Origin of the sequence: Gilliamella sp. W8126 (assembly GCF_016102185.1) — a bacterium.
GTDB lineage: Bacteria > Pseudomonadota > Gammaproteobacteria > Enterobacterales > Orbaceae > Gilliamella > Gilliamella apis_A.
The window spans coordinates 452,315-477,324 of sequence record NZ_JACFPE010000001.1 but is presented as its reverse complement, the minus strand read 5'-3'; the positions used below and the strand labels follow the sequence as shown (position 1 = coordinate 477,324).

Sequence of the window (25,010 nt, the reverse complement as noted above, 5' to 3'; positions counted from 1 at the left end):
AGTTAACTTAGGAGTAGAGCATTAGATGAAACGTGTAGTAATTACAGGATTAGGTATTCTTTCAAGCATTGGGAATAATACCAAAGAAGTTTTAGAATCGTTAAGAGTAGGCCGAAGTGGTATTACTTTTTCGCAAGAAATGAAAGATAGCGGAATGCGTAGTCATGTTTGTGGTAATGTCAAATTAGATACAACTGGATTAATCGATCGAAAAGTCGTCCGTTTTATGAACGATGCTTCTATTTATGGATATCTTGCGCTACAACAAGCAATCGAAGATGCAAAATTAACCCCAGAGCAAGTATCTAATCCACGCACAGGTCTTATCGCTGGTTATGGTGGCTCAACCAAAACTCAATATAATGTTGTTGCCGGCATGAAAGAAAAAGGTTTAAGAGGTGTTGGGCCTTATGCAGTAACAAAATCTATGTCATCGGCAATTTCTGCATGTTTAGCGACACCATTTAAAATTAAAGGAGTTAGCTACTCAATGACTTCAGCTTGTGCAACATCAGTACACTGTATTGGCCATGCAGCTGAACTTATTCAACTTGGTAAACAAGATATCGTGTTTGCTGGTGGTGGTGAAGAGCTATGTTGGGAAATGTCATGCGAATTTGATGCTATGGGGGCATTATCAACTAAATATAACGACACACCAGAAAAAGCATCACGTGCTTATGATAAAAACCGTGATGGTTTTGTAATCGCAGGCGGTGCCGGAATGGTAGTAGTTGAAGAACTTGAGCATGCTCTTGCCCGTGGTGCACATATCTATGGTGAACTCGTTGGTTATGGGGCAACATCTGATGGTTATGACATGGTTGCGCCATCTGGTGAAGGGGCAATGCGTTGTATGCAGCTTGCTATTCAAGATCTTGATGGACCAGTTGATTATATCAATACTCATGGTACCTCAACCCCAGTTGGTGATGTCAAAGAATTATGGGCAATCAAACAAGTATTTGGTGATAACATCCCTGCTATCTCTTCAACTAAATCCATGACTGGTCACTCATTAAGTGCTACCGGCGCACAAGAATTGATTTATTCATTACTTATGCTTGAACACGGCTTTATTACACCAAGTATCAATATTGACGAACTTGCAGATGAAGCAGTAGGCATGAACATTATTACCGAGCCAACTGAACGTGAATTAACCACAGTAATGTCTAATAGTTTTGGTTTCGGCGGTACTAATGCGTCAATTGTCATGAAAAAATACCAAGCATAATTGTAAAATTATCTAACCAATAATAAAAAACCGTTCATAACTAGAACGGTTTTTTATTTGACAACGCTATAACTAATTTAGATTTTTAGCTTTTTGAAATGCTTTTGCTTGTCTTTTTAGAAATAATTAATATTTTAATCTACCTACACGGCAGTGAACTAGAATCCCATATACTATAAATGTTGTTGGCAAAAAGACAAAGTCTATTTTTACCAGTAAAAAAAAGTTTTTTGAGCCCCTCCTAATATATTGATTTTTAATAACTTTTCTATAGCGCAATAAGAGGTAAGAATTATAATATTTTAGCTTTGCCCACTTCTCCAAATATTTTATTTAAGTATAAAGTTAGATATTATTTTTTCACGCCACTGTAAATAACAGCTTAAATCAAAATCACCTATTAATTGAAATCCCCACTCAGTTTCAACCGAATTTGGAAAACGCTTTGTCACACTGGTTATGGGAATACCACAACTTATGACAACTTGATGATTGATTTTCTTTATCGTTTTAGCTCTTAACTTTAAATCATAATGTAATAATTCAGTAACTATATAGGCTGACTGATTGTATAAACCACAAAATAGTCCACTATCTTTGATAAAACTAATCTGGTTTGTTTGTTGACTGAGTTTTAATTTCTGCTGTATATCCATAAGGTAACTACAAAGTGCTTATATTAACAATATATTAAATGATGGTATTTTGTACAATTTTTCGAATCTTATAGTGCTTAGCACCTTAAGATTCGAATCCTTTTTTCCATTTGCCATCAAAGTTTTAGCTATAGATTTTTATAACATCAATTTAAATCAAGGCGTTACACAGACGGCTGCAGCAGCAATGGAATCTGTGGTTGTAGCATAAGCCCATCTAAAACCTAACTCTGCATCAACCATTAATCCTCTCCTCTTATTCCGACCTTCTACTCTAACATCTGTTGTCCAATACATATAAGAGTTCCAATCAGAACCTTGATAGCCATTACATATATTAGAAGAAGTAGTAATACAGCCCCATTCATTAACTATTCCGCCTCTAAATTCATTATTAATATTATAACCAACACTACGAGTATGTGGTTCTCGACCTATGATAATAACTCCATCACCAATAAAAAATATCTCTTTCTCATTGGGCAAATGATAGTTATTACCTAGACCTGAACAATAATTTTTTGCTTGCTGCTGGTATCCTAAGCCCTTATCCACCATAATACCACCGCCGTTACCAGTTGTTTTATTACCATATAACACATCTGGCTGTGCGATATACCATCGCTCTAATTTAAATTCATACAATAAACGCTGCTTAGCACTATCGGCATATATTCTAAAGGTCGTCGGACTAAAACTTTTATCCGCTGAATTATAACGAGGACCATTCAAAGTCACTTTTAATGCTGGTTCTATCTTTCCATAAGGATTAGGCACATTACTTTGTTTATGTCGCCATAGCTCTGTATTACCGGCACTTAACGATAAGCTCACTGTTCCACCTTCTACTGATCTCACCGTTTTACCGTTAGCTGATACGACAGCATTTGGAGTAATTCCCTCTAGCAATAGATAAAAATATAAACCATGTGAACCTGTAGTTGGAAAATTACTGTAGTTATGATTATTATTCAAAGGATCATGCCCACTGTTAGCTGCTCGTAGTATGATAAACCCCTTACTTGGTGAACCTCTATAATTATTTTTAAAAAAATTATTGGCCGAATCCCATCTAAAACTATCGAACATATAAGTTATCTTAGTTGGAGCAACAGAAGCATTATCAAAATATAGATTAGGTTGGGCATAACACGCTGCAGGCGATTCACTATTTGCCTTGATATAGTAACTATGACTGCCACCAATAAAATCACTCTTATTGGGTTGACCATACATAGTCTTCAGCTCACCATTACTTGCACTGATGGTTAAACGATATGGCTTATGACAAGCATTAATTAAGGTATTAGGTTCACTTCCCACTGTTTCAGTAATATCATAAAACGCATCACTAGCGTTGGTATCACTAAATCCAGGTCTAAGTACTTCCCACTTTAAACTTACCTGACCACTCGCTGTAGCAATTACACTACCACTTTGATCATAACCATCACCATCATCATCACCATAGTAGTTATACGGTGCTTTTAATAAATCTGTGATATTGGCTGTTGGATAATTATTATTACCTGACTTTGGTAGTGGAACAATAGTTTGAATATTGGCATAAGTATCATAAGCACTCGGCAACTCTATTGGGTTTGTTGGGCTTGATTTATCTTCTAAAGCCGTTATAACGGTACCATCTGATAAAGTTATTCCTAATAGACTTTCTAGACTATCTGCTTTATTGATACCACCATCATAAGTAAGATAAGGTGCACTACCATGAATTTCATTGGCAGTACTTGCATTTAATGCATAAGCTGATTTTGTTGAAATACTTAATAGACTACTTAGAACCAATATCCACAATAATATCGGTTTTAAACTTAAAAATCGTTGTTTTAAATTTGAATTTGAATTTGAATTAATCGAATAAGATTTTAAAAAATATAAATCTTTAAATAAGAAAAATAATGTTTGATTCTGAAATAAATAACCTAACTTTCGTCGGCTAAATAATCCTAAATTATGGCTGGCTGGCTGGCTGGCTGGCTGGCTGGCTGGCTGGCTGGCTGGCTGGCTGGCTGGCTGGCTGGCTGGCTGGCTGGCTGGCCTCTAAACAACTGTATTTTAACATTTTTTCAATCCTTTGTCACGATATCCGATTGTTTTGTTTCAATAAAAATATATTTTATTATATTCGAAAAGTATAAATAAACTCATTAATTTTAGCAATTCTTGTTTTGCTGATTTTGTTAAGATATGTAAATAACTGAATATAAATAATCATGATTCGTTAAATAAAAGTATTAGACATAATAAGAAGAGCAATTTTTTTATACCATCCCCTTTTTAGTTAATGGTATGTTATTTAAGGGTTAAGAGCAATAAAAAACCGTTCCAAGGTGGTTTGAGTGAATTTAGTGACTACCTACCTTGCAAGCAATGACGTAATTACCATTTCTAAACTGCCTATACGGCAGTGAACCGAATTAACGCGATATTGACTAAATACACTCATTTCTAAACTACCTATACGGCAGTGAACAAAGACTTAACGGTTATTGAACGTCCGCTGTGTTTCTAAACTACCTATACGGCAGTGAACTTTATCTAAACGTGATTTATTTTCTGGCTATTTTTCTAAACTACCTATACGGCAGTGAACAAGCTTTGGCGTAGAAAGACTAATCAACCCAATTTCTAAACTACCTATACGGCAGTGAACGATGACGGATCAACGTATATTAGATTAACAGATTTCTAAACTACCTATACGGCAGTGAACGAAGAGATTTTAAACGTGCATGTACGTTATCATTTCTAAACTACCTATACGGCAGTGAACTAGAATCCCATATACTATAAATGTTGTTGGCAAAAAGACAAAGCGTAATTTTACTATTAAAACCCCTTTTTTTAAGCCATTTTTTAATGTATTGATTTTTTAGAAATTTTATTTTAAGTAAAAAAAAGGGTTAATGATGGGATGTCTTTAGATTTCAAAAAACCCGTTCCTCAAATTTTTTATAATCGACCTTTATTATTTACTCTATGGTCAATCATTTCTTCATAATGAGATATATTATTAAATTAATTTACCTAGAAATCTCAATTAATTAATGGTATGCATTTTTAGAATAATTGAATACTTTGCTCTTTTATCCAATAAGCAAAAAACAACTATCTTTTTGAATAAAAAATCTTTATAAAATATCGACTAAATATTAAAGAAAACAACAAATTTATCCCAGAAAAACTGTACAAAAAGTAAGAAGAATAAAATTGGATTTTATTTTTCAAATTCAGATGTGCAGGCATATAAAGCATTAATATTATAAAAACAATAATAGTGCTTATCAAAGCACTTAAAAAAATTGTTCCAAGAAGAGTTAATATTAATTTTTTAAATTTAACTTGTGAATCAAATTCTCCAAAACAATTTATAAGAATTATATTGAAAAGCTTATATAAAATTCCCCATCCTAAAAAGGTTAACAATACAAATAGTAGCATTACAGTAATACTTGAATCAAATAATTCGTTGATTGCATAAACATTTAGCAAAATAGTTTTAAGTGAAATATAAGACAAGAAAAAGCTATATATTTGAATGTGAATTCTTTTTATTACTATAGAATTAAACTCGATTACTGAAGAATAAAAAGGTATTATTTTAAATAATATAATTAAAATAATTAATATTGATATAATATCAAACCATTCTAGAAATCTAAGACATAAGGGAATATAATCATGATCGAAAAAACGAAAAATTATATTGCTTAAAATATAGTGTTCTAATATATAAAAAACATATCTAATTAAGGTATAAACGGTAATTAACAAACATATTCTTACCAAATTTTTTGACAAGTCATATATACGATATTTTTGAAAAAAATACAAAGCAATCATATAAACTAACAAATAATAAGTTAGACTTCCCAATGTTATATGATAGACAAAAATATTATCATATCTATAACGTATAGTAATGTTGGCAAAATCGAAAAAATTAATCATTGGAACTATCAACCAAATGAAATAACAAGCAAAAGTAAAAAATAAAGGCAGTTTAAAGTAAGACTGATTTTGATTATCCATTATATCCCTATATTATATCCTAATTATGATCTGACAAAATCATAACTACGTTTAACAATAGTTGCAAAGAACCATTTAAAAAAAATTTCAATTAGTTAAATACTAGATATTATATTGGTTTTTTTATGTTTTTTATGCAATATATTAATAAAAAACCAATACTCTAATAACTGTTAAAATACATCAAAAACTAACAGTGACTATAACTTGCGTTTATTATATTTTAGGATTAACACAATTAACACTTAAGGTGTAACACATGCGGCACGAATTGGCCACAAAATAGATTGAAGTATCTCGATAACTCCATCGGGATCAAATAAAAATGGTTTTCCTTCATCCTTAGGTCGCGCAGTATTTGTTGCTACATTATTCGTCCAATAATCATATGCCTTCCAGTCTGTGCTTCTATAAGATGGGCAACTAGCGTCACTATCATCCTCACTCATAGGCATACATCCCCATTCATTGGCAATTCCACCAATCCATTTTCCATTCTCCTGATAACTTAATTGTCGACGAGCATACATTCCATACCCATTAATATTGGTAAAATCATTCACATCTGGCAATCGATAACCACTACCTAAACTTTTACAATAATCCCTTGCCTTAGATTGATAACTTAACATTTCTTTATTTTCATCAGATGATGGAAATCCATGTTCCTTATTAAAAAAAATCTCAGGATTAGCAATAAACCAACGCATTAATTTAAATTCGTAAATTAGCGTACTTTTATTACTATCAGCATATAATCTGAAAGTCATAGGTCTAAAACTCTTATCTGCTGAATTATAGCGTGGACCAACTAATGTTACTTTTATAGCTGGTTCAGCCAATCCATATGGACTGGGTCCATGCTCACCATGCTCCCATTCAGTGGTTTTACTTACACTTAATGATAAACTAACATTTCCCCCCTCTATAGATTGTATAGTACTGCCATTGGCAGCTAATACCGCTTCAGGTGTTATACCGCCAAATAGTAAATAAAAATACAATCCATGTGACCCGGTCGTTGGAAAGTTATTTTTAGTTATTGAAGTTTCACCTTGATAATTACCACTATTGGTTGCTCGTAATACCTTAATACCTTTACTTGGATACCCTCGATAAACACCATAATCATGGTCACTCTCGATTTGTGCGGCATCCCATAAAATGCCATCTATCTCATAATCACGACCGGCTAAACTAGCGTTATCAGGATACAAATTTGGCTGGGCATAACACACTTTTGGATCTAATTTTGGTGTTAAATAATAACTATGTGAACCTTCTTGAAAATGATTTGTATTGGGATCACCATAAGGTGTAGTTAACTCACTATCACTAGCGCTAATGGTTATTTTATGTATCCCATCACATAAATCTGGAATGGCATCAGGATGACTTTTCACCTTCGATGTAATATCTATAAATGCGTTTTTAGCATTAATATCTGCTACGGCAGGATTACGGGCTTCCCATTTTATCTTAATGTCACCTGTTGCGGTTGCGGTAATAAGGTCACTATCATCAAATCCATCACCATCATCATCTGCAAAATAATTATACGGTGCAGCAAGTAAATCAGTCATATTTATTACAGGAAACTGATTATTGCCTGATATAGGTAATGGAACAATCGTTTGTACACTGGCATATATATTGTTCTTATCAGGTAACTCGATCGGATTGGTTATACTTGATACATCATTTTGCGGGGTTATCACAGTACCATTAGGTAATTTAATTGCCAGTAGCTCTTCTGTACTCGTTATTTTACTAACACCATCATCTAGTGTTAAATATGGTGCACTACCTTTTATACTTTCTGTGGTAAATGCACTTAACGCGTATACAGGGCTAAATATAGTTGAAAAAGTCATAGAACATAAACAAATCTTTTTCAAGAATTTCACTATTGTTTGGCAAAATGAGGATGAATATTTAAGTAGTGTTTTATTAAACGTTGAATTTCGCTTTATTGGCTGATTAATGAATAATTGCTGTATTGAAGGGGCGTGACTCAATATATTTTTTTTACTGGTCAATGTTGTATTAACAATTAAATTAGAAATAGCGCCTAAATAAGGGTATCTCAACATGCTCTTAATCCTTTAATTTATAATTTTTATCTAAAAATATGCAATCCTTGCAGAAAAAAGTATAGATATATTAGGTAATTATAGCAAATTCAGATTGGTAAATAATTGTTAAGACTTTTGTCATACCTACAAGGTAGTGAATGTTGGGTTAAATCTTGTACTAGAGTTGTTTATTTTCTAAACTACCTACACGGTAGTGAACCAGATAGAGAAACTTAACGAGTTATTTAATCATTTCTAAACTACCTACACGGTAGTGAACATTCTGTAGGGCGAATTGTTGGGATTTCATAATTTCTAAACTACCTACACGGTAGTGAACTGCACCACGCACATTTTTGAGAGCGTTTCGCTTTTCTAAACTACCTACACGGTAGTGAACAAGTTAGAGCTAATCAAGCTATTGTTCGAAATTTTCTAAACTACCTACACGGTAGTGAACTAGAACACAACATACTATAAATGCAGTTGGCAAAAAGACAAAGCGTAATTTTACTATTAAAAACCCTTTTTTTGAATAACTTCTTAATATTTTGATTTTTAATCATTTTATTTTAAGTCAAAAAAAAGGGTTAGAAATGGGTACAAATTTAAGTTTTAAAAAACCCTTTCCTCAACTTTTTTGTTCTTTTAATTTCGGACGTTTTGTTGTTTGGTAGCTAGCTTTATATGGTGATTACATCCGAGCAAAGAGGGTTTACGCGAACCCTCTTTACCAACTCCCGCGGCGACCACGCAAGTGGTCACTGCATGACTGCCTTCCGCCTGCGTTCGCTTTAACGCACCAGCTGTGATTTGTTCCTGACAAAACACAGCCTTGCCAAACATCCCTGTTTGCCATGCTAATCTCTCTCAGTTGTCAGCACATTGCTCATGTCGCTAAATGAAGCACTCCAATCTGATTTTCTAGAAATAAACTTTTATAATTAGAGCGAACTGATTTTAGTTTTAAAGCCAATTTCGGTGAATTGTGGCTAGATTTAGGTTTTAAAAAACCCCGTTCCTCAACTTTTTTAGTTCTTTTAGTTTCGGACGTTTTGTTGTTTGGTAGCTAGCTTTATATGGTGATTACATCCGAGCAAAGAGGGTTTACGCGAACCCTCTTTACCAACTCCCGCGGCGACCACGCAAGTGGTCACTGCATGACTGCCTTCCGCCTGCGTTCGCTTTAACGCACCAGCTGTGATTTGTTCCTGACAAAACACAGCCTTGCCAAACATCACTATTTGCCATGCTAATCTCTCTCTGTTGTCAGCACATTGCTAATGTCGCTAAATGAAGCACTCCAATCTGATTGTCTAGAAATAAACTTTTATATTTAGAGCGAACTGATTTTAGTTTTAAAGCCAATTTCGGTGAATTGTGGCTAGATTTAGGCTTTAAAAAACCCCGTTCCTCAACTTTTTTGTTCTTTTAGTTTCGGACGTTTTGTTGTTTGGTAGCTAGTTCTATATGGCGTTTACGTCCGAGTAAAGAGGGTTTGCGCGAACCCTCTTTACCAACTCCCGCGGCGACCACGCAAGTGGTCACGATGTGACTGCCTTCCACCTTCGTTCGCTGTTAACGCACCGGCTGTGATTTGTTCCTGACAAACAACAGCCTTGCCAAACATCCCTGTTTGCCATGCTAACCTCTCTCAGTTGTCAGCACATTGCTCATGTCGCTAAATGAAGCACTCCAATCTGATTTTCTAGAAATAAACTTTTATATTTAGAGCTAACTGATTTTAGTTTTAAAGCCAATTTCGGTGAATTGTGGCTAGATTTAGGCTTTAAAAACCCCGTTCCTCAACTTTTTTTAGAATAAACTATTTTCTCAATGTAAAAAAATACTCAAACTTAGTTTGAGTATTTTTATGATTTGTTAGATCGAAAATCTATTTCTATGCTTAAATATTCATTTTTTTGATGAAAAAAGTCAAAATTGCCGAGCTAATTAGCGCTATTACCATAAATATAAAAGCATGATTATAACCACCGTTAGCGTTATCGATTAAGAATCCAATGATAAATGGAGATAATACCCCTGCAACTTGACCACCAAAATTAACAATGCTTGAAGCTTTACCCATAATCACTGGAGGGATCATATGCATTAACATTCCCCAGAAGATCGCAAAAGCAATAAACATAAATAGTGCTGATAGACATTGGAAAATAATGGCCGCTTGCAGATTATCAACTTGGAACATAAAGAAGAGAAATATGCCAGATATAAAAGCAGTTAAGCCATAAACATATTTTAATTTATGTTCAAATTTATCAGCAAAATATCCACCTACTAATGTGCCTAATGCACCAAATAGGAAAGGAATTGCCGCTAAAATCCCGGTTTTTGAAAGGGATAATCCTCTTGCTTCGAGTAAATAACTTGGTAACCAAGTTGTGAAGCCCCAAAATGTGATATCAAACAAAAACCAGATAAGCGATAACTTCCATAGTATTGGCATCTTCAATACGTTTATTAACGAAGATGAGCTGTTATCTACTACTGAATTATTGTTATCTTGACTATTGCTAACTTCCAACTCTTGCAATTCGTTAGCATCAAGCAAACTATTTTCAGTCGGATTGTTGCGGATAAATTTATAAATAAGTACACCTAATATGAATCCAGGAATACTTAATATAATAAATACATCACGCCAACCCAGCCATTCAATTATAGCGACAGCAACAATAACTGAAATTGCTGGCCCTAAAGTATTAACTGATGATTGAATTGCTGTTGCTCTGCCTCGTTCTTTAGCAGGAAAATAAGTTGCAATTGTTTTCCAAGATGATGCAGGGAAACATCCTTCACCGGCACCAAATAAAAATCGAGTCAATAACATCAGAGGTAATACATAAATTAATCCAGTAAACAGAGTAAATATTGACCACCATACAATAGCAAAAGCCATCACTTTACGAGGACCAAATTTATCTGATAAATATCCCCCTGGAATTTGAAATAACGCATAACCAACAAAGAAAGCACTGATAATCGAACCTTGTACTGTTTTGTCGATACCGAGATCTTGACCTATAAAGGGTAGCGATACATTCATTACCATTCGGTCAAGAAATGAGAGTAACCAACCTGACCATAAAAGTAATAGTATTGTATATCGCCCTTTCCATTTTTTTTGTTTATATCCAGAGTTAGGAATTTTATTGTGTAACTGATTCATTAAATTTCCTTTTGTTTAAATAGTGTTATCTTGATTAACTTGAAACAAAAGTTAATATTTGTAGCAATAGTAATCTATTGTTGATTTTTATCATTTAATCAATAGATTACTATTTATTAATTTAAATCAAACGCTCAATATCCAAAGGATATAATTTATTTCACTTAAGTGAATTTTTTATAATTATCAAATATCTACTACTTATTTATTGTAGACATTCCAAGCGGCTTCTAAACCTGCTCCTTGGGTTGTTTTAAAGCCAACACGATTTAATACTGCTTCAAACGCAGTAAGGGTTTGCATTACACAAGATTTTCTTGCATTGTATCCCATAGTACCGATACGCCATACATTACCTTTAAGTGGCCCAAAAGAGGCGCCAATTTCAATACCAAAATCATTGAGCATTAAATTGCGAACTTCAAGATCATTAATATGATCAGGTCGTACAACACCAACAACATTATTCATCTTATGAGATAAATCACCAAATAAGTTCAGACCCATTGCTTGTAAACCAGCAACCATCGCTGCACCATTGATACGGTGACGCTCAATAACATTATCTAAACCTTCTTGTAACACGATTCGAGCACATTCTCGTGCAGCATAAAGCATTGATGTGGCTTCGGTGTGATGATTAATACGCTCAGATCCCCAGTAACGAATAATCATATCGATATCGAAATAGTTAGAATAGATCATCTCATCATTGCCACTGGTGTCATTATCAGATCTTATACCTAATTCAACACATTTACGTGCTTGGATGATTTCGACCATTTTCGGACTTAATGTGAGAGGAGCAACACCTGGAGGCCCACTTAAACATTTTTGTAAACTGACTGAAACACCATCAAGTTGCCATTTATCAACTTCAAGCGGGTTACCAACAATTGAAGCTGTAGCATCAACATAAGATAATACGCCATGTCGACGGCAAATTTCACCAATATTATCTAATGGTTGTAACAATGTTGTTGAAGTATCACCCTGAACACAAAGCAATAATTTTGGTTTAACTTTTTTAATCGCATCTTCGATAACATTAGGATCAAAAACTTCACCCCATGGCACTTCAATAGTATGAACATCAGCACGACAACGATGAGCAATTTCACATAGTAATAAGCCAAAGCGACCAAACACGGGTATTAAGACTTTATCACCAGGTTTAATCGTTGATACTAATACTGCTTCAATACCTGCCCTTGCTGTTCCATCGATAACAAAAGTTTGTTCATTTTTGGTTTTGAAAATATCCCGATAAAGTGACATGGTTTGATTCATATAATCAGTCATAATAGGGTCAAATTGACCAATTAAAGGGGCAGCCATCGCTCTAGTTACACGAGGATCTGCATTAATTGGACCGGGACCCATTAATAGCCGTGAAGGCGGATTAATTTGATCATATTTATTTAGATCTAACATTATTTTTTCCTTTATTAATATCGAATTAATTAGTTGATGATCACACTAATTGGTAATTCATCTTCTTTTATCTATATTTTTTAAAAAATTATTGGCAAGGGGATGATGAAATCTAAATAGATTTACAATTTCATTCATCACTTTACCCATATGCGTTTTTTTCCATGCTAAGGACAATGGCGATGGTTTACGTTCATTAATAACTCGGCAAGCAATCAATTCACCTGAATCCAAATAAGATTGACAGATTGATTTTGGCAAGAAACCGATCCCGAGTCCCCTTAAGTGGCAAGCCAACTTGGTTGAAATATTGGGAACAATAATCTCTGATTGACTCGGTAATAACCATGCCACTCGTTTATTCATATGAACAGATGTATCTTCAACATTAATTGCTGGGTATTTGCGTAATGTTTCATTCGATAACGCCCCCTCAATTTGAGAAATAGGATGATGTTTTGCCGCAACGAATACCCAACTAACTTCACCAAGCGGAAGTATATTTATCATAGTATCAAGCGATTCAGTACCTGTTGCACCGATGGCTAAATGGCATTCACCATGCAATAACGAGTCCCATACCCCCATATACACTTGTCGATTCACATTAAAATGGGTGAAAGGGAATTTTTCTTTCAGAAAAGCCAATAAATCGGCAACAGCTTCAACATCATACAATAAATTATTGATAGTAATGTTAATTTTACGTTCAACACCATCACGGATTTGTTGAAGCTCATCGGGCATAGTCGATAACCAAAGCAACCATTGGCTACACTGTTCATAAAGGTGTTGCCCTGCTAATGTAAGTGTCACGGTTCGAGTGGTTCGTTCAAAAAGTTGGGTATTGAGATCGGCTTCCAATGATTTAATGCGATAACTAATTGCGGCAGGTGTTTTGTAAAGTAGTTTTGCGGCTTTTGAAAAGCTATTACTTTCTACTACTTTGATAAAGGTTCGCATGGTTTCTGTATCTAACATGATTTAATCCCTTAAAACAAAACGATCAATACCTAACCATATACCAAGTAAAAGATCTGATCCAGAGGTGTGACCATAATTCATTAAGTTTTTTATCGATGAATGATGATAGTGACCTTTTACAAATGAGTTAATGACTTGTAATACCAGTAACGAAAATTTGCCTTGTAATGCATAATTTAAGAAGGCAACACTAACTGTTGTAGTTAATAAATCTAATGATAACTTTGCAAAGGCTGTTTTAAATCGTTGCATTCGATCAACAAAACAAGGATCACTTGAGGTGACTGCTAAAATGCCAACAATAATGTCATCAAAGCTTGGTGTTAAACCGGGACCTAAACCAATAAACGGCGAGATATCATCAACATTGCCTTCCATTAAATTCATCATAATATTGCATAACTGATTTAATTGCTGTGGATAATGACCATTTACATTATTGCTTAATTGGCCAAATAATCCCGTAGGATTGTGAATTTGCTTTAACTGATTAGCAACTTGCAATTTACTCATGTTATTTAGTGAATACTTTTTTGAATGAAGTTGGCAAAAATGTGTATCAAATGAAATGAGAAACATGCCGATTTGTAAGTCACCAGTCGACAATTGATAAAGTGATATCTTATTATTATCCAATAATAGCGACATAAGGAAATCAAAATCAGACGATTTAAACACGACACCCATTGGTGATAAACCACTGTTAAAGCGATGTAATGTGATTAATTGCTGATTTGCTGTGATTAAATTAATGGTATGTTGATAACAACTAAATAGCGATAATTCGCCCTCTTTTATTGGAATATCGGCACTAATTAGTAGTGGTTTGATGATATGCGATGATTGAGCTATAAATAGACCATACTGTTGACAATAATCAATAGCATGGGTACTTAACTTAGATCGGTTAATCGGTTTATTTAAGCATTCATCATCTGCATATATCAATTTCATAATCTACACTTCTAATTTTTTAGCTAATGCTTCGAGTGCTTTTTCAAAACATGCTAATGGAGCTCTTACCGTTCCTGCACCGATTTGGCCGACACCTGCTTGTTTATGAGCTATACCAGTATTAATTAATGGTGTAATACCAGTTTCGACCACCAAACGAAGATCTAAACCTAAACAACAGCCTTGGAAATTCCAAGTTGGAATTTGGAATAGCATATTATGTTCTAAATAAATTTCACTCATCTCTTCTGATACTTCATAAGCAACATCTGTGCCACCTGCACCAACAAAACGAGTTACGCCTGGTGCTGCAACCATGGCGGCGCCACCAATACCAAAAGTTTCAGTAATAGCACTATCACCAATATCTGGATTGGCGTCTTGTTGGGAATACCCAGTAAAGAAAAGACCTTGAGGGGTATTAACTGGTGCAGTAAACCACTGATCACCAAGTCCACTGACTTTAATTCCAAATTCTTTGCCATTACGAGTCATTGCAGTAACAATGGTACCTTCTTTGATTTGCGCTGCACTATCCATAATGGATTTACAAAATGCCATAGCAACATTTAAAAAGAACTGATCTGTCACACTTAAAAAGCTGAAGATTTTTTCCATTTCTGCTTTACTACGGTCAAGTAAAATTAATTTTGGTGAAAGCGTTCGTAACAACAATGCTGAAGCAGCAATATTACGTTGATGGAATTCATCACCCATGGTTATGGCTTGCGCCATAAGAGCCGTTAAATCGATACCATTATCAAATAGTTTTAATGCTTCATTTAATGCAGGCCCTAATGACTCTTTCATCCAACGATGACGGTCTAAAACTTCTTGTCCATAAGCACCAAAACGCATTACTTTACCAATGCCCTCATTTAAATTGCAGTAAGCTCGATTACCATGAGTAACATTTTCAACAACAATCATTGGCATATTGGCTGAGGTTATCCCCCCCATTGGACCAACGGCATTGACTGAGTGACATGGAATAAATTCTACTTGTCCAAACTCTAACAGATGCAAAGCTTGCTTTTCATCTTGTGCCCAACCTTCAAACAAGCATGCACCAATACAGGCACCTTGCATTGGTCCAGTCATATCATGCCAAACAATTGGAGGACCAGCATGTAATAATTTTTTACCTTGCGCCAATGTTGGTACGGCTTCTTTAGCAGCAATAACACCTACCCAATGTGGTCTAGCCGCTTTAATTCGTTCAATAATTTTTTGGTTTGCTTCATTTATTGCGGTACTTAACATATCAAAACCTCTTAATTTAATTTTTGCAAAATAGCCGCTAATCTTTTATTGCCGCCGGCTATTGGCGCCCATTGATAATGCACAACAGGAATATTCGATGCCTGAAGATCTTCAGCAAAACCTCTTAAACCAGCATTAATAACACTAATATGACTTAATAAAGGATAAGGTTTAACTAAATTGGCAGATTTATTTGTTGTAATGAGTTTTTTAGCTAGCAAGATAGCTTCGGGTAAATTATTCATCACAACAATATTTGCTGATTTTAATGCTTCAATTTGCTTACTACGGCACTGAGGATCTTGTTCAGAACCAGTCACAGTTGCGATAGCAATTAATGGATGATTATCATCACGTTTAGCGCAAGCTTTTTGATAACCAGAAATCACTGATTCGGCAGGATCAGCATTTGCACCATAACCGATTACTAAATCAATAAGTAATACACCAACATCAGGTTTATTGCCGAGTTGAGCGATTTCATCTTCGCGGATTGAAGGATCGATCATCGGATGAGGTTTACCTACTGTATAGAAATCATCACCTAAATCGATAATTTTATGGCCATTTTGCTCTAACATAACCCCTTTATCATGATGATGACTTGTTGTTAGATTCAGTTCCTCTGCCAATAACATCGCCGCTTCTGAGGCTAACGTTCCGCCAGTATACAATCCTGTAATAGTTTTGTTAGCTAAATTAGGTAAATTACTTGCTATTGCTTCGACTGGGCTTAATAAACAGGCTAATCGAGCCGCTTCATCTAATGTTCTGGCAAAATAGATATTATCATCTTTAGGTTTATCAATTTTAGAGCCCAAAAATAGTGCTACTACAGGTTTATCAATTAACTTCATAGCCGAAATAACTTTTTCCCTGACACTTTCCGCAGGCGGTTTCGAGATAAAGGTAATAACTTGAGTTTCGGGATCAGCCGCTAACATTTTTAAGGCTGTGAGTGCACTAATTCCCCCAACTTCTAAAGATAAATCACGTCCTCCAAGACCAATAGCTTGGGTAATTCCCTGATTTAATAAAGCGATTTGCGAAACCACCTCTTGAATACCGGTGCCAGATGCACCGATTACCCCAATGTTTCCTTTTGGAATAACATTGGAAAACGCCAATGGAGCACCAGCAATAAATGCAGTCCCACAATCTGGCCCCATGACAATTAAATCTTTTTCAGCTGCTTTTGTTTTCAACCGGATTTCATCTTCAATTGATACATTATCAGAAAAGATCATAACGTTTTTATTATCATCTAAAGCGCGATCGGCTAACTCAGCAGCATATTCACCCGCTATCGAAATTAAAACCAAATTGGCATCAGATAATTTTTTGGTCGCACTGGCTAGGCGTCTGGCTTTGAGCAGCTTTGCGCCACCTTGCTGAGCTTGAGCTATATTTTTTAAGGCATCTTCAAGTTGTTGACTGATTAACTCGACAACATCGGCAGAATCGTCGTTGGTTTTAATCGCCACACAAATATCATTTGGTGTAGCATCATTAAAATGATCACTCCAAAAACCAGTTGCGGTTAATAAAGACTTATTGGCAGGAGTACCCATCATGACAGATACTTCATCAACCTCATCAAGATTACTGAGTTTTTTGGATATCAACATCAAACTAACGGAATCTTGAAAGCTTCCCTTTTTTATAAAAGATTGAATCATGAAAACAGGCCTCTCAAATATGATAAATGCTGTTAATTTTGAACCTCATTAAGCTCATTATAAAAATTTAACAATGAGATTGTATTTATATATTACGGAAAAAATCAGTAATAAGCAGTTTATACATCACAAAACAATTACAATAACAAAAATATAATATTATTTAAAATCAGTATTATAAAAGATTATTAAAAAATTTTTTATAATAGTAACTAATTAATTTAATTAAATTTCACAAACATAAAAAAGCTAGTTTGATCACATTATTATTTGTTATTAATAGTATGGTAAACAAATATAAAAAAACGTTTAAAATGCTCCTGAGTATCGAAACAATACGATATGTGTAGTTAATATTAATCATGATTGATGTTAATAATGGATGGCGAGTTTTAAAAAATAGGTAAATATTAATGAATATTTTATATGATGATGTTGCTGATGCAGTTAAATGGATATCCAGTTTTGGTGGTTTAGAACAAGGTGGCACAACACGATTACTTTATACTACCGAGTGGCTGGCGGCCCAAAATTCGCTTAAAGAAAAACTTACGCAAATCGGCATGGATACCTATTTTGATGATGTAGGGAACTTATATGGCCGATTTGAAGGTAGCAAATACAAAGAACAGGTGATTATGTCTGGCTCCCATGTTGATACGGTCGTAAATGGCGGAAAACTTGACGGACAATTAGGCATTATTGCAGCTATGCTTGCCATGAAATATTTAAAAGAAAACTATGGCCAACCATTACGCAGTTTAGAACTTATCTCAATGGCCGAAGAAGAAGGTAGCCGTTTTCCTTATGTCTTTTGGGGAAGTAAAAACGTCTTTGCCATAGCGAACAATGACGATGTAGCCACAATTCAAGATAATAATGGAATCAAGTTTGTTGATGCTATGAGCAGCTGTGGTTTTAAATTTAACAGCCAAAAAGCACGAACTGATATCAAAGCCTTTTTAGAACTTCATATCGAACAAGGTGGTGTGCTTGAAAGAGAACAAAAAAGCATTGGTGTTGTCACCAGCATCGTAGGCCAACGCCGTTATAATGTTCGCCTAGTTGGTGAAGCCAATCATGCAGGCACCACACCAATGAGTTACCGTAAAGATGCTATCTATGCCTTTAGCCGAATTTGCCACGAATCAATCAATAAAGCGATCAAGATAGGCGATCCATTAGTATTAACCTTTGGTCATGTTGATCCTAAACCCAATGTAGTTAATGTGGTGCCTGGTGAAGTGATGTTTACGATAGACTGTCGTCATACTGATCAAGCTGAACTCAAAAAATTTACTGAAGAATTGGAAGCCGATATGCTCGGTATCGCTAAACAACTCGGTCTTGAGATCGAAATAAATCGTTGGATGGATGAAGCGCCAATCCCAATGGATGATCAATTAATCAAGATGTTCAAAGACATCTGTCAACAAGAAAACCTTAACTATCGTGTTATGCACAGCGGTGCTGGTCACGACTCACAAATTTTTGCACCACGAGTACCTACTGCCATGTTATTTGTTCCAAGTATCAAAGGTATAAGCCACAATCCAGCAGAAGATACTAAAACTGAAGACTTAGTCGAAGGAATAAAAGCATTAACCTATGCACTTTACCAATTGGCTTATCAAGAATAATAAGGAAGTAAAATGACAACAGTAGAAACAAAAGGCGGCATTCAGTACTGGCATAAAATTGTTGCTTTACTATTCCTTGGTTGGTTAGTAATGTGGATATATCGCCCTGTTCTAGCTGCGCTTTTTCCAGAAATTCAACAAACTGTAGGTCCACAATCAAATACTGAACTAGGTTTAATTGCTAGTTGTTACTTTTTTTCTTATACCCTGATGCAAATCCCAGCAGGGATCTTAGTCGATAAATATGGTAAAAAAGCCGTGGTTATACCAGGCTTTATTTTGTTCACTATTGCAGCGGTAATAATTGGTAATGCTCATTCGATGATGATGATTTATATCGGCAGCTTACTTGCTGGTTTAGGTTGTGGTTCTTATTATGGTTCTGCATGGTCACTATCAGCAGAAAATATTCCTGCTGAACATCGTAGCTTTGCCTCGGCAATTATCAATACTGGTGCAGCATTAGGTATGGGGATTTGTTTACTATCCACCAGCTTTTTAGTTAAATCATTAGATATGCCATGGCAATATATGCTCTTCATTATTGCAGCATTAACTCTCGCTTTAATAGCTGGATTTGCCATAATCATTAAAGAGCCATCGATTAAAACAGTTATAGCACGCAACAAACAGCAAAAACATAAAACCGTAACCGAAACGACAACAAAACAAAAACACAGCTTTTTTACAAGCCCAATGGTTGCTTGTTATATCATGTACTTTGCCACTTGTTATGGCTATTACATGGTAGTAAGTTGGTTACCCAACTTTCTTGAAACTGAACGGGGTTTTTCCGGCGGTAGTGTTGGTTCAGCATCCTCATTGGTTGCCTTTGCTGCTATTCCTGGTGCATTAGTTATCAGCAAAATTTCTGATAAATTTAGATCTAAACGACTGATGTTTATTATCGTATTAGAGCTGCTTTCAGCGTTAACACTGTTAATGGCAGTCCAATCAGCTACCATCACATTGTTGCTAATCGGCTTAATCTTATATGGATTGTTTGGCAAATTTGTAGTTGAACCGATTTTAATTTCTCACGTTGCTGACATTGCCCCAAAAAACAGTTATGGCACTGCATTTGGTGTATTTAACTTTTTTGGTATGAGTTCATCCGTTATTGCACCACCGTTGACAGGCTTACTAGCGGATATAACCGGTACCAAAATTACTGGTTTTTACGTTGCTATAGCAATATTAATCATTGCAACGGCGTTATTCTTTTTAATTAATTTGCGTAAACATATAACTTACTGATTGCGCAAAATGTCGACTATTTATCGATCTATAGCCCGAGTAAATGGTCGACCAATTAAAAATTAGTACACCAAGTTATGCTTTTAGGTTCACGCTCGTTGCACCTAAAAACCATAGCAGACCGAACATTATATGTTCCAAGGAGATCATTATGGGATATATCAATAATAATACCGGTTACCCAAAAGACCTATTAGCATCACGCGCAGTTATCAAACGTCAAAACTTCGCTTTAATTCCTCCAGATGGTTTAGTTAAAAATATTATTCCTGGTTTTGAAAATTGTGACATAACTATCTTAGCTACCCCTAAATTAGGCGCTTCGTTTGTTGATTATCTGGTTACCATGTATCAAGGTGGTCATAACTTACAAGGATTTGGTGATGATGGTATTGAGGTATTTGCTTATGTGATTGAAGGTGAAGTCAAGGTTAAAGCAAATGAACAATCATATGATCTGCATGCTGGCGGATATATCTATTGCCCTGCTGGCGTTAAACTTTACTTACAAAATTTAGTTTCTTCATCACGCTTATTTTTATATAAGCGTCGCTACAATCCTATTTTAGGTTACCAAACACGAGTTATTGTCAATCATGTTGAGCAATTAGAACGGGTTAATTATGAAAATATGAATAACGTATTTATTCAAGACCTACTACCTAAAGAGCTCGGTTTTGATATGAACTTTCACATTCTGACTTTTTTACCCGGTGCCAGCCATGGCTATATTGAGACTCATGTACAAGAACATGGCGCCTATCTACTTAGCGGTGAAGGAATGTACCTACTTGATAATCAATGGATTCCAGTAAAAAAGGATGATTATATCTTTATGGGTGCTTATGCATTGCAAGCTTGTTATGCGGTAGGCCAACAGCCTTTGAGTTATATCTATTCCAAAGATTGTCATCGCGATGTAAATATCTAAACAATAAACTATATTAGCTAAATATCTCAAAGGATACCATATGGAACTGATAGTTATTGCACTAGGTGGTAATGCAATTTCAAAACGAAACGAATTACTTTCTATTGATAATCAATATCAAAATATCAACAGCACCACCAAATTTATTGCAAAATTAGCCAATAAATATCGACTGGTAATTGTCCATGGCAATGGGCCTCAAGTTGGATTACTTGCCTTACAAAATGCCAGTTATCCAAGCGTGCCAGCCTATCCTCTCGATGTCCTAGTTGCACAAACCCAAGGTATGTTAGGTTATATGATACAACGCAGCTTACAACAATATGAAAATGTCGACCAAGTCGCCTGCGTATTAACCCAAGTTGAGGTCGACAATAACGATCCGTCATTTAAAGATCCAACCAAATATATTGGTCCTGTATATAAACCAGAAGAACAACAGAATCTACAAAATCAATACGGTTGGCAATTCAAGCAAGATGGTAAATATGTTCGTCGAGTTGTGGCATCGCCAAAACCGAAAAAAATAATCGAGCTTGATACTATTAAAGAATTGCTAAGCCAGAATACTATCGTTATCTGTAACGGTGGTGGTGGTATACCTGTAATAAAAGATAATACTGGTTATAAAGGTATTGAAGCTGTCATTGACAAAGATCATAGTGCCGCACAGCTCGCTATTGAATTAAAAGCTGACCATCTAATGATATTAACCGATACAGATGCAGTGTATGAAAATTGGGGTACGCCACAACAAAAAGCTTTAGGAAAAGTCGATACCAAACGTATACAACCAATGGCTATTGATGATGGCGCCATGGGACCAAAAATAAAATCAGTGATTGAATTTGTTGAGCAAACAGGTAACACCGCTTATATCGGTAATTTAACCGATATTGAATCGCTATTAGCAAAAACCAAAGGTACCATTATCAGCCAATAGCACCTATAAAACTCAGCAGTAACGGATAGATAGCTTGGACAGGAGTTTAAATATGAGATTAGACAGACAAACACTACATAACTTGATTGCCAAAAAGTTACATAAAGCTGGATTAACTCAAGAGCATGCCGATATCGCCGCAGATACACTGGCATTTGCCGATGCCAGAGGTATTCACTCGCACGGCGCCGTACGAGTTGAATATTACGCGGAACGGATTACCAAAGGTGGCATGACTCCCTATCCTAATGTCACTTATAAAGAGACTGGCCCATCGTCAGCAATCTTAGATTTTGATAATGGTTGTGGATTAGTTGCTGCTAAGGTCGGTATGGACAAAGCGATAGCAATGGCGAAGAAAAATGGTGTTGCAGTAGTTGGGATTCGTCGAATGTCACACAGTGGTTCACTGTGCTATTTTACCGAGATGGCAGCCAAACAAAACTTAGTCGCCATATCCATGTGCCAATCTGATCCAATGGCAGTTCCATATGGTGGCGCTGAAGAATTTTTTGGTACCAATCCTATTGCATTTGCTGCTCCCACCAATAACGAGCGAATTGTCTCATTCGATATGGCAACCACAGTTCAAGCTTGGGGAAAAGTATTATATGCTAGATCCAAAGGTGCCCAAATTCCACCTACATGGGCGGTTGATGAATTAGGTGAGCCTACTACTGATCCATATAAAGTAAATGCACTATTACCGATTGCCGATGCTAAAGGTTATGGATTAATGATGATGGTTGATGTACTTTCTGGCATATTACTTGGCTTACCATTTGGTAAAAATGTTTCATCCATGTATGCTGATTTATCCAAAGGCCGTGACCTTGGCCATCTGCATATTGTTATCAATCCTGAATATTTTATTGGCCTTGATATATTTAAACAAAGTATGTCTGCTATGCTTGACCAACTAAAACAAACTAAACCAGCCAAAGGTAATAGTGAAGTCTTCTTCCCAGGAGAACGAAGCAGAAAACGTGAAGCCGATTATCAAATAAATGGTATAGAAATTGTCGATGATATTTATAACTATTTAATTAGCGATGATATTCACTATAATCGATATGATCATAAAAATAAATTTGCGGAATAGTATCGAGGTTAAAAAACCCCGTTCCTCAAATTTTTTTATTCGCTGAGTTTCGGACGTTTTGTTGTTTGGTAGCTAGTTCTATACGGCGATTACGTCCGAGCAAAGCGGGTTGGCGCAACCCGCTTTACCATCTCCCGCGGCGACCTCGCAAGTGGTCACGATGTGACTGCCTTCCGCCTTCGTTCGCTCTTAACGCACCGGCTGTGATTTGTTCCTGACAAAACACAGCCTTGTCAAACTTCCCTGTTTGCCATGCTAACCTCACTCAGTTGTCAGCTCGTTGCTAAGGTCGCTAAATAAAACACACCAAACTGATTGGCAAACAATAAACTTTTATGTTTAGTGTGAGCTGATTTAATAACTAAGTGGTCCTGACACTAATTATTAGCAATAGATAAAAGATAATTAGTTTGTAAAAACATCATAAATAGTTATTAGTAAAAATATATTTTAGAAGTAATTGAGATAGTTTTTGATCTTTAGTTTAAGCCAGTTAACTAAACTTGCATATTTCTGCTTTCTAGTTTAATTTAACAACACAAATTTTTTTATATTTCGAGACTAAACATGACAATATCATTTAAAGAGCAGCAACAACGAATCAATTTTGTTAAACAATTTTTTGCCGAGCAATTAGCAAATAATCTATCATTAATTGAAGTTCAAGCACCAATATTGAGTCAAATTGGTGACGGCGTTCAAGATAATTTGTCAGGTACCGAAAAAGCCGTTCAAGTTAATATTAAAAGTATTCCAAATGCACAATTCGAAGTTGTTCATTCACTAGCTAAATGGAAACGTAAAACGTTAAGTCAGCACAATTTTCCTGTTGGTGAAGGCATTTATACCAATATGAAGGCTCTGCGCCCGGATGAAGATAAACTTTCGCCTATTCACTCTGTTTATGTTGATCAATGGGATTGGGAAAAAGTGATTCGTCCCGAAGATCGCAATTTAGCTTATTTAAAACAAACGGTTGAAAAAATTTATAGTGCAATTAAAGCGACTGAAAAAGCAGTCTCTGAAAAATATCATCTATCACGTTTTTTACCCGAAACAATTACCTTTATGGATAGTGAACAACTGTTAAAACGTTATCCAAATTTATCACCGAAAGAGCGTGAAAATGCAATTACCAAAGAGTTAGGCGCCGTATTTTTAATTGGTATTGGTGGTGAATTATCAAATAATGAAAAACATGATGTCCGTGCTCCTGATTATGATGATTGGAGTAGTGATAATGAAATGGGTTCAAAAGGCTTAAATGGTGACATTTTAGTTTGGAATCCTGTGCTAAATAGTGGTTTTGAAATCTCATCAATGGGAGTCCGTGTCGATCCAGAAACCTTAAAACGACAATTAAAACTGACTAATAATGAAGATCGCCTTCAATATGCGTGGCATAAAGCATTAGCTAATGGTGATTTTTTACAAACAATTGGTGGTGGAATTGGCCAATCACGATTAACCATGTTACTTTTACAGCAACAACATATTGGCCAAGTACAAGCAAGCGTTTGGGACGATGCCACCAAACGAGATTATTCAAAACTACTTTAGTTTAAACATTGTTTAAATATAGTTCAAATTCAGCATACTTTACCCAGAGTGG

The 25,010-nt window shown here is 35.4% G+C and carries 18 protein-coding genes and 2 CRISPR repeat arrays; of the genes, 7 read left to right on the top strand and 11 right to left on the bottom strand.

Translation table 11 applies throughout. From position 1 onward, the window contains the following. The first annotated feature begins 25 nt into the window (after nt 1–25). Nucleotides 26–1,237, top strand: a complete 1,212-nt coding sequence (gene fabB / locus H3S74_RS02170; protein WP_110448008.1) for a beta-ketoacyl-ACP synthase I — start codon at nt 26–28, stop codon at nt 1,235–1,237. A 329-nt stretch (nt 1,238–1,566) separates the two neighbouring features. On the opposite strand, the gene H3S74_RS02165 is transcribed toward fabB, so the two are convergent. The 11 genes from H3S74_RS02165 to H3S74_RS02115 all read right to left on the bottom strand — a co-directional run bounded on the left by H3S74_RS02165 (nt 1,567) and on the right by H3S74_RS02115 (nt 17,525). Then, nucleotides 1,567–1,893 carry a hypothetical protein gene (locus H3S74_RS02165; RefSeq protein ID WP_110448009.1) on the bottom strand — a complete coding sequence of 109 codons (327 nt, stop codon included), beginning with the start codon at nt 1,891–1,893 and terminating at the stop codon, nt 1,567–1,569. Nucleotides 1,894–2,049: 156 nt separating this feature from the next. Beyond that, the gene (locus tag H3S74_RS02160; protein WP_198247125.1) at nt 2,050–3,699 is read right to left on the bottom strand and encodes a hypothetical protein; all 1,650 of its coding nucleotides are present in this window, start codon (nt 3,697–3,699) and stop codon (nt 2,050–2,052) included. 600 nt (nt 3,700–4,299) lie between these two features. Then, nucleotides 4,300–4,687: a CRISPR direct-repeat array (repeat unit 28 nt; unit sequence TTTCTAAACTACCTATACGGCAGTGAAC). A gap of 1,504 nt (nt 4,688–6,191) precedes the next feature. Then, on the bottom strand, nt 6,192–8,039 hold the full coding sequence (locus H3S74_RS02155) for a hypothetical protein (RefSeq protein WP_198247124.1): 1,848 nt from the start codon (nt 8,037–8,039) through the stop codon (nt 6,192–6,194). A 114-nt stretch (nt 8,040–8,153) separates the two neighbouring features. After that, nucleotides 8,154–8,481: direct repeats of the CRISPR family, unit length 28 nt; unit sequence TTTCTAAACTACCTACACGGTAGTGAAC. Between the two features lie 188 nt (nt 8,482–8,669). Continuing rightward, nucleotides 8,670–8,867: a hypothetical protein gene (locus H3S74_RS02150; RefSeq protein WP_198247123.1), complete on the bottom strand. Its 198-nt coding sequence runs from the start codon at nt 8,865–8,867 to the stop codon at nt 8,670–8,672. 194 nt (nt 8,868–9,061) lie between these two features. Next, nucleotides 9,062–9,259 (bottom strand): hypothetical protein, encoded by a 198-nt coding sequence (locus tag H3S74_RS02145; RefSeq protein WP_198247123.1) that lies wholly within the window; start codon nt 9,257–9,259, stop codon nt 9,062–9,064. A gap of 668 nt (nt 9,260–9,927) precedes the next feature. After that, complete coding sequence (locus tag H3S74_RS02140) at nt 9,928–11,211, bottom strand: MFS transporter (protein WP_198199673.1); 1,284 nt, start codon at nt 11,209–11,211, stop codon at nt 9,928–9,930. A 201-nt stretch (nt 11,212–11,412) separates the two neighbouring features. Beyond that, entirely contained in the window at nt 11,413–12,645 is a 1,233-nt protein-coding gene (locus H3S74_RS02135) for an alanine--glyoxylate aminotransferase family protein (protein WP_086363307.1), read from the bottom strand. Nucleotides 12,646–12,702: 57 nt separating this feature from the next. Continuing rightward, nucleotides 12,703–13,626, bottom strand: a complete 924-nt coding sequence (gene allS / locus H3S74_RS02130) for an HTH-type transcriptional activator AllS (RefSeq protein ID WP_086363308.1) — start codon at nt 13,624–13,626, stop codon at nt 12,703–12,705. A 3-nt stretch (nt 13,627–13,629) separates the two neighbouring features. After that, entirely contained in the window at nt 13,630–14,583 is a 954-nt protein-coding gene (locus tag H3S74_RS02125) for a DUF2877 domain-containing protein (protein ID WP_198247122.1), read from the bottom strand. 3 nt (nt 14,584–14,586) lie between these two features. Further along, nucleotides 14,587–15,846, bottom strand: a complete 1,260-nt coding sequence (locus tag H3S74_RS02120; protein ID WP_198247121.1) for a DUF1116 domain-containing protein — start codon at nt 15,844–15,846, stop codon at nt 14,587–14,589. A gap of 11 nt (nt 15,847–15,857) precedes the next feature. Next, nucleotides 15,858–17,525, bottom strand: a complete 1,668-nt coding sequence (locus tag H3S74_RS02115; RefSeq protein ID WP_198247120.1) for an acyl-CoA synthetase FdrA — start codon at nt 17,523–17,525, stop codon at nt 15,858–15,860. A 413-nt stretch (nt 17,526–17,938) separates the two neighbouring features. Here H3S74_RS02115 and allC point away from each other — a divergent pair, with 413 nt between their 5' ends. The 6 genes from allC (at nt 17,939) to asnA (ending at nt 24,958) form a co-directional block, all read left to right on the top strand. Further along, the gene (gene allC, locus H3S74_RS02110; RefSeq protein WP_198247119.1) at nt 17,939–19,165 is read left to right on the top strand and encodes an allantoate deiminase; all 1,227 of its coding nucleotides are present in this window, start codon (nt 17,939–17,941) and stop codon (nt 19,163–19,165) included. A gap of 12 nt (nt 19,166–19,177) precedes the next feature. Beyond that, nucleotides 19,178–20,422, top strand: a complete 1,245-nt coding sequence (locus tag H3S74_RS02105; protein WP_198247118.1) for an MFS transporter — start codon at nt 19,178–19,180, stop codon at nt 20,420–20,422. Between the two features lie 151 nt (nt 20,423–20,573). Further along, the gene (gene allE / locus H3S74_RS02100; RefSeq protein ID WP_198247117.1) at nt 20,574–21,353 is read left to right on the top strand and encodes a (S)-ureidoglycine aminohydrolase; all 780 of its coding nucleotides are present in this window, start codon (nt 20,574–20,576) and stop codon (nt 21,351–21,353) included. A gap of 40 nt (nt 21,354–21,393) precedes the next feature. Then, on the top strand, nt 21,394–22,296 hold the full coding sequence (locus H3S74_RS02095; RefSeq protein ID WP_198247116.1) for a carbamate kinase: 903 nt from the start codon (nt 21,394–21,396) through the stop codon (nt 22,294–22,296). A 52-nt stretch (nt 22,297–22,348) separates the two neighbouring features. Beyond that, a complete protein-coding gene (allD, locus tag H3S74_RS02090) occupies nt 22,349–23,398 on the top strand; it encodes an ureidoglycolate dehydrogenase (RefSeq protein ID WP_198247115.1) in 1,050 nt (349 codons plus the stop codon). A 567-nt stretch (nt 23,399–23,965) separates the two neighbouring features. Beyond that, on the top strand, nt 23,966–24,958 hold the full coding sequence (gene asnA / locus H3S74_RS02085) for an aspartate--ammonia ligase (RefSeq protein ID WP_198247114.1): 993 nt from the start codon (nt 23,966–23,968) through the stop codon (nt 24,956–24,958). Nucleotides 24,959–25,010 lie beyond the last annotated feature (52 nt).

What these genes read in the sequence shown, in the direction of transcription:
- fabB (WP_110448008.1), top strand. Translation starts at nt 26, where the DNA reads ATGAAACGTGTAGTAATTACAGGATTAGGTATTCTTTCAAGCATTGGG.
- H3S74_RS02165 (WP_110448009.1), bottom strand. Translation starts at nt 1,893, where the DNA reads ATGGATATACAGCAGAAATTAAAACTCAGTCAACAAACAAACCAGATT.
- H3S74_RS02155 (WP_198247124.1), bottom strand. Translation starts at nt 8,039, where the DNA reads ATGTTGAGATACCCTTATTTAGGCGCTATTTCTAATTTAATTGTTAAT.
- H3S74_RS02150 (WP_198247123.1), bottom strand. Translation starts at nt 8,867, where the DNA reads ATGTTTGGCAAGGCTGTGTTTTGTCAGGAACAAATCACAGCTGGTGCG.
- H3S74_RS02145 (WP_198247123.1), bottom strand. Translation starts at nt 9,259, where the DNA reads ATGTTTGGCAAGGCTGTGTTTTGTCAGGAACAAATCACAGCTGGTGCG.
- H3S74_RS02140 (WP_198199673.1), bottom strand. Translation starts at nt 11,211, where the DNA reads ATGAATCAGTTACACAATAAAATTCCTAACTCTGGATATAAACAAAAA.
- H3S74_RS02135 (WP_086363307.1), bottom strand. Translation starts at nt 12,645, where the DNA reads ATGTTAGATCTAAATAAATATGATCAAATTAATCCGCCTTCACGGCTA.
- allS (WP_086363308.1), bottom strand. Translation starts at nt 13,626, where the DNA reads ATGTTAGATACAGAAACCATGCGAACCTTTATCAAAGTAGTAGAAAGT.
- H3S74_RS02125 (WP_198247122.1), bottom strand. Translation starts at nt 14,583, where the DNA reads ATGAAATTGATATATGCAGATGATGAATGCTTAAATAAACCGATTAAC.
- H3S74_RS02120 (WP_198247121.1), bottom strand. Translation starts at nt 15,846, where the DNA reads ATGTTAAGTACCGCAATAAATGAAGCAAACCAAAAAATTATTGAACGA.
- H3S74_RS02115 (WP_198247120.1), bottom strand. Translation starts at nt 17,525, where the DNA reads ATGATTCAATCTTTTATAAAAAAGGGAAGCTTTCAAGATTCCGTTAGT.
- allC (WP_198247119.1), top strand. Translation starts at nt 17,939, where the DNA reads ATGAATATTTTATATGATGATGTTGCTGATGCAGTTAAATGGATATCC.
- H3S74_RS02105 (WP_198247118.1), top strand. Translation starts at nt 19,178, where the DNA reads ATGACAACAGTAGAAACAAAAGGCGGCATTCAGTACTGGCATAAAATT.
- allE (WP_198247117.1), top strand. Translation starts at nt 20,574, where the DNA reads ATGGGATATATCAATAATAATACCGGTTACCCAAAAGACCTATTAGCA.
- H3S74_RS02095 (WP_198247116.1), top strand. Translation starts at nt 21,394, where the DNA reads ATGGAACTGATAGTTATTGCACTAGGTGGTAATGCAATTTCAAAACGA.
- allD (WP_198247115.1), top strand. Translation starts at nt 22,349, where the DNA reads ATGAGATTAGACAGACAAACACTACATAACTTGATTGCCAAAAAGTTA.
- asnA (WP_198247114.1), top strand. Translation starts at nt 23,966, where the DNA reads ATGACAATATCATTTAAAGAGCAGCAACAACGAATCAATTTTGTTAAA.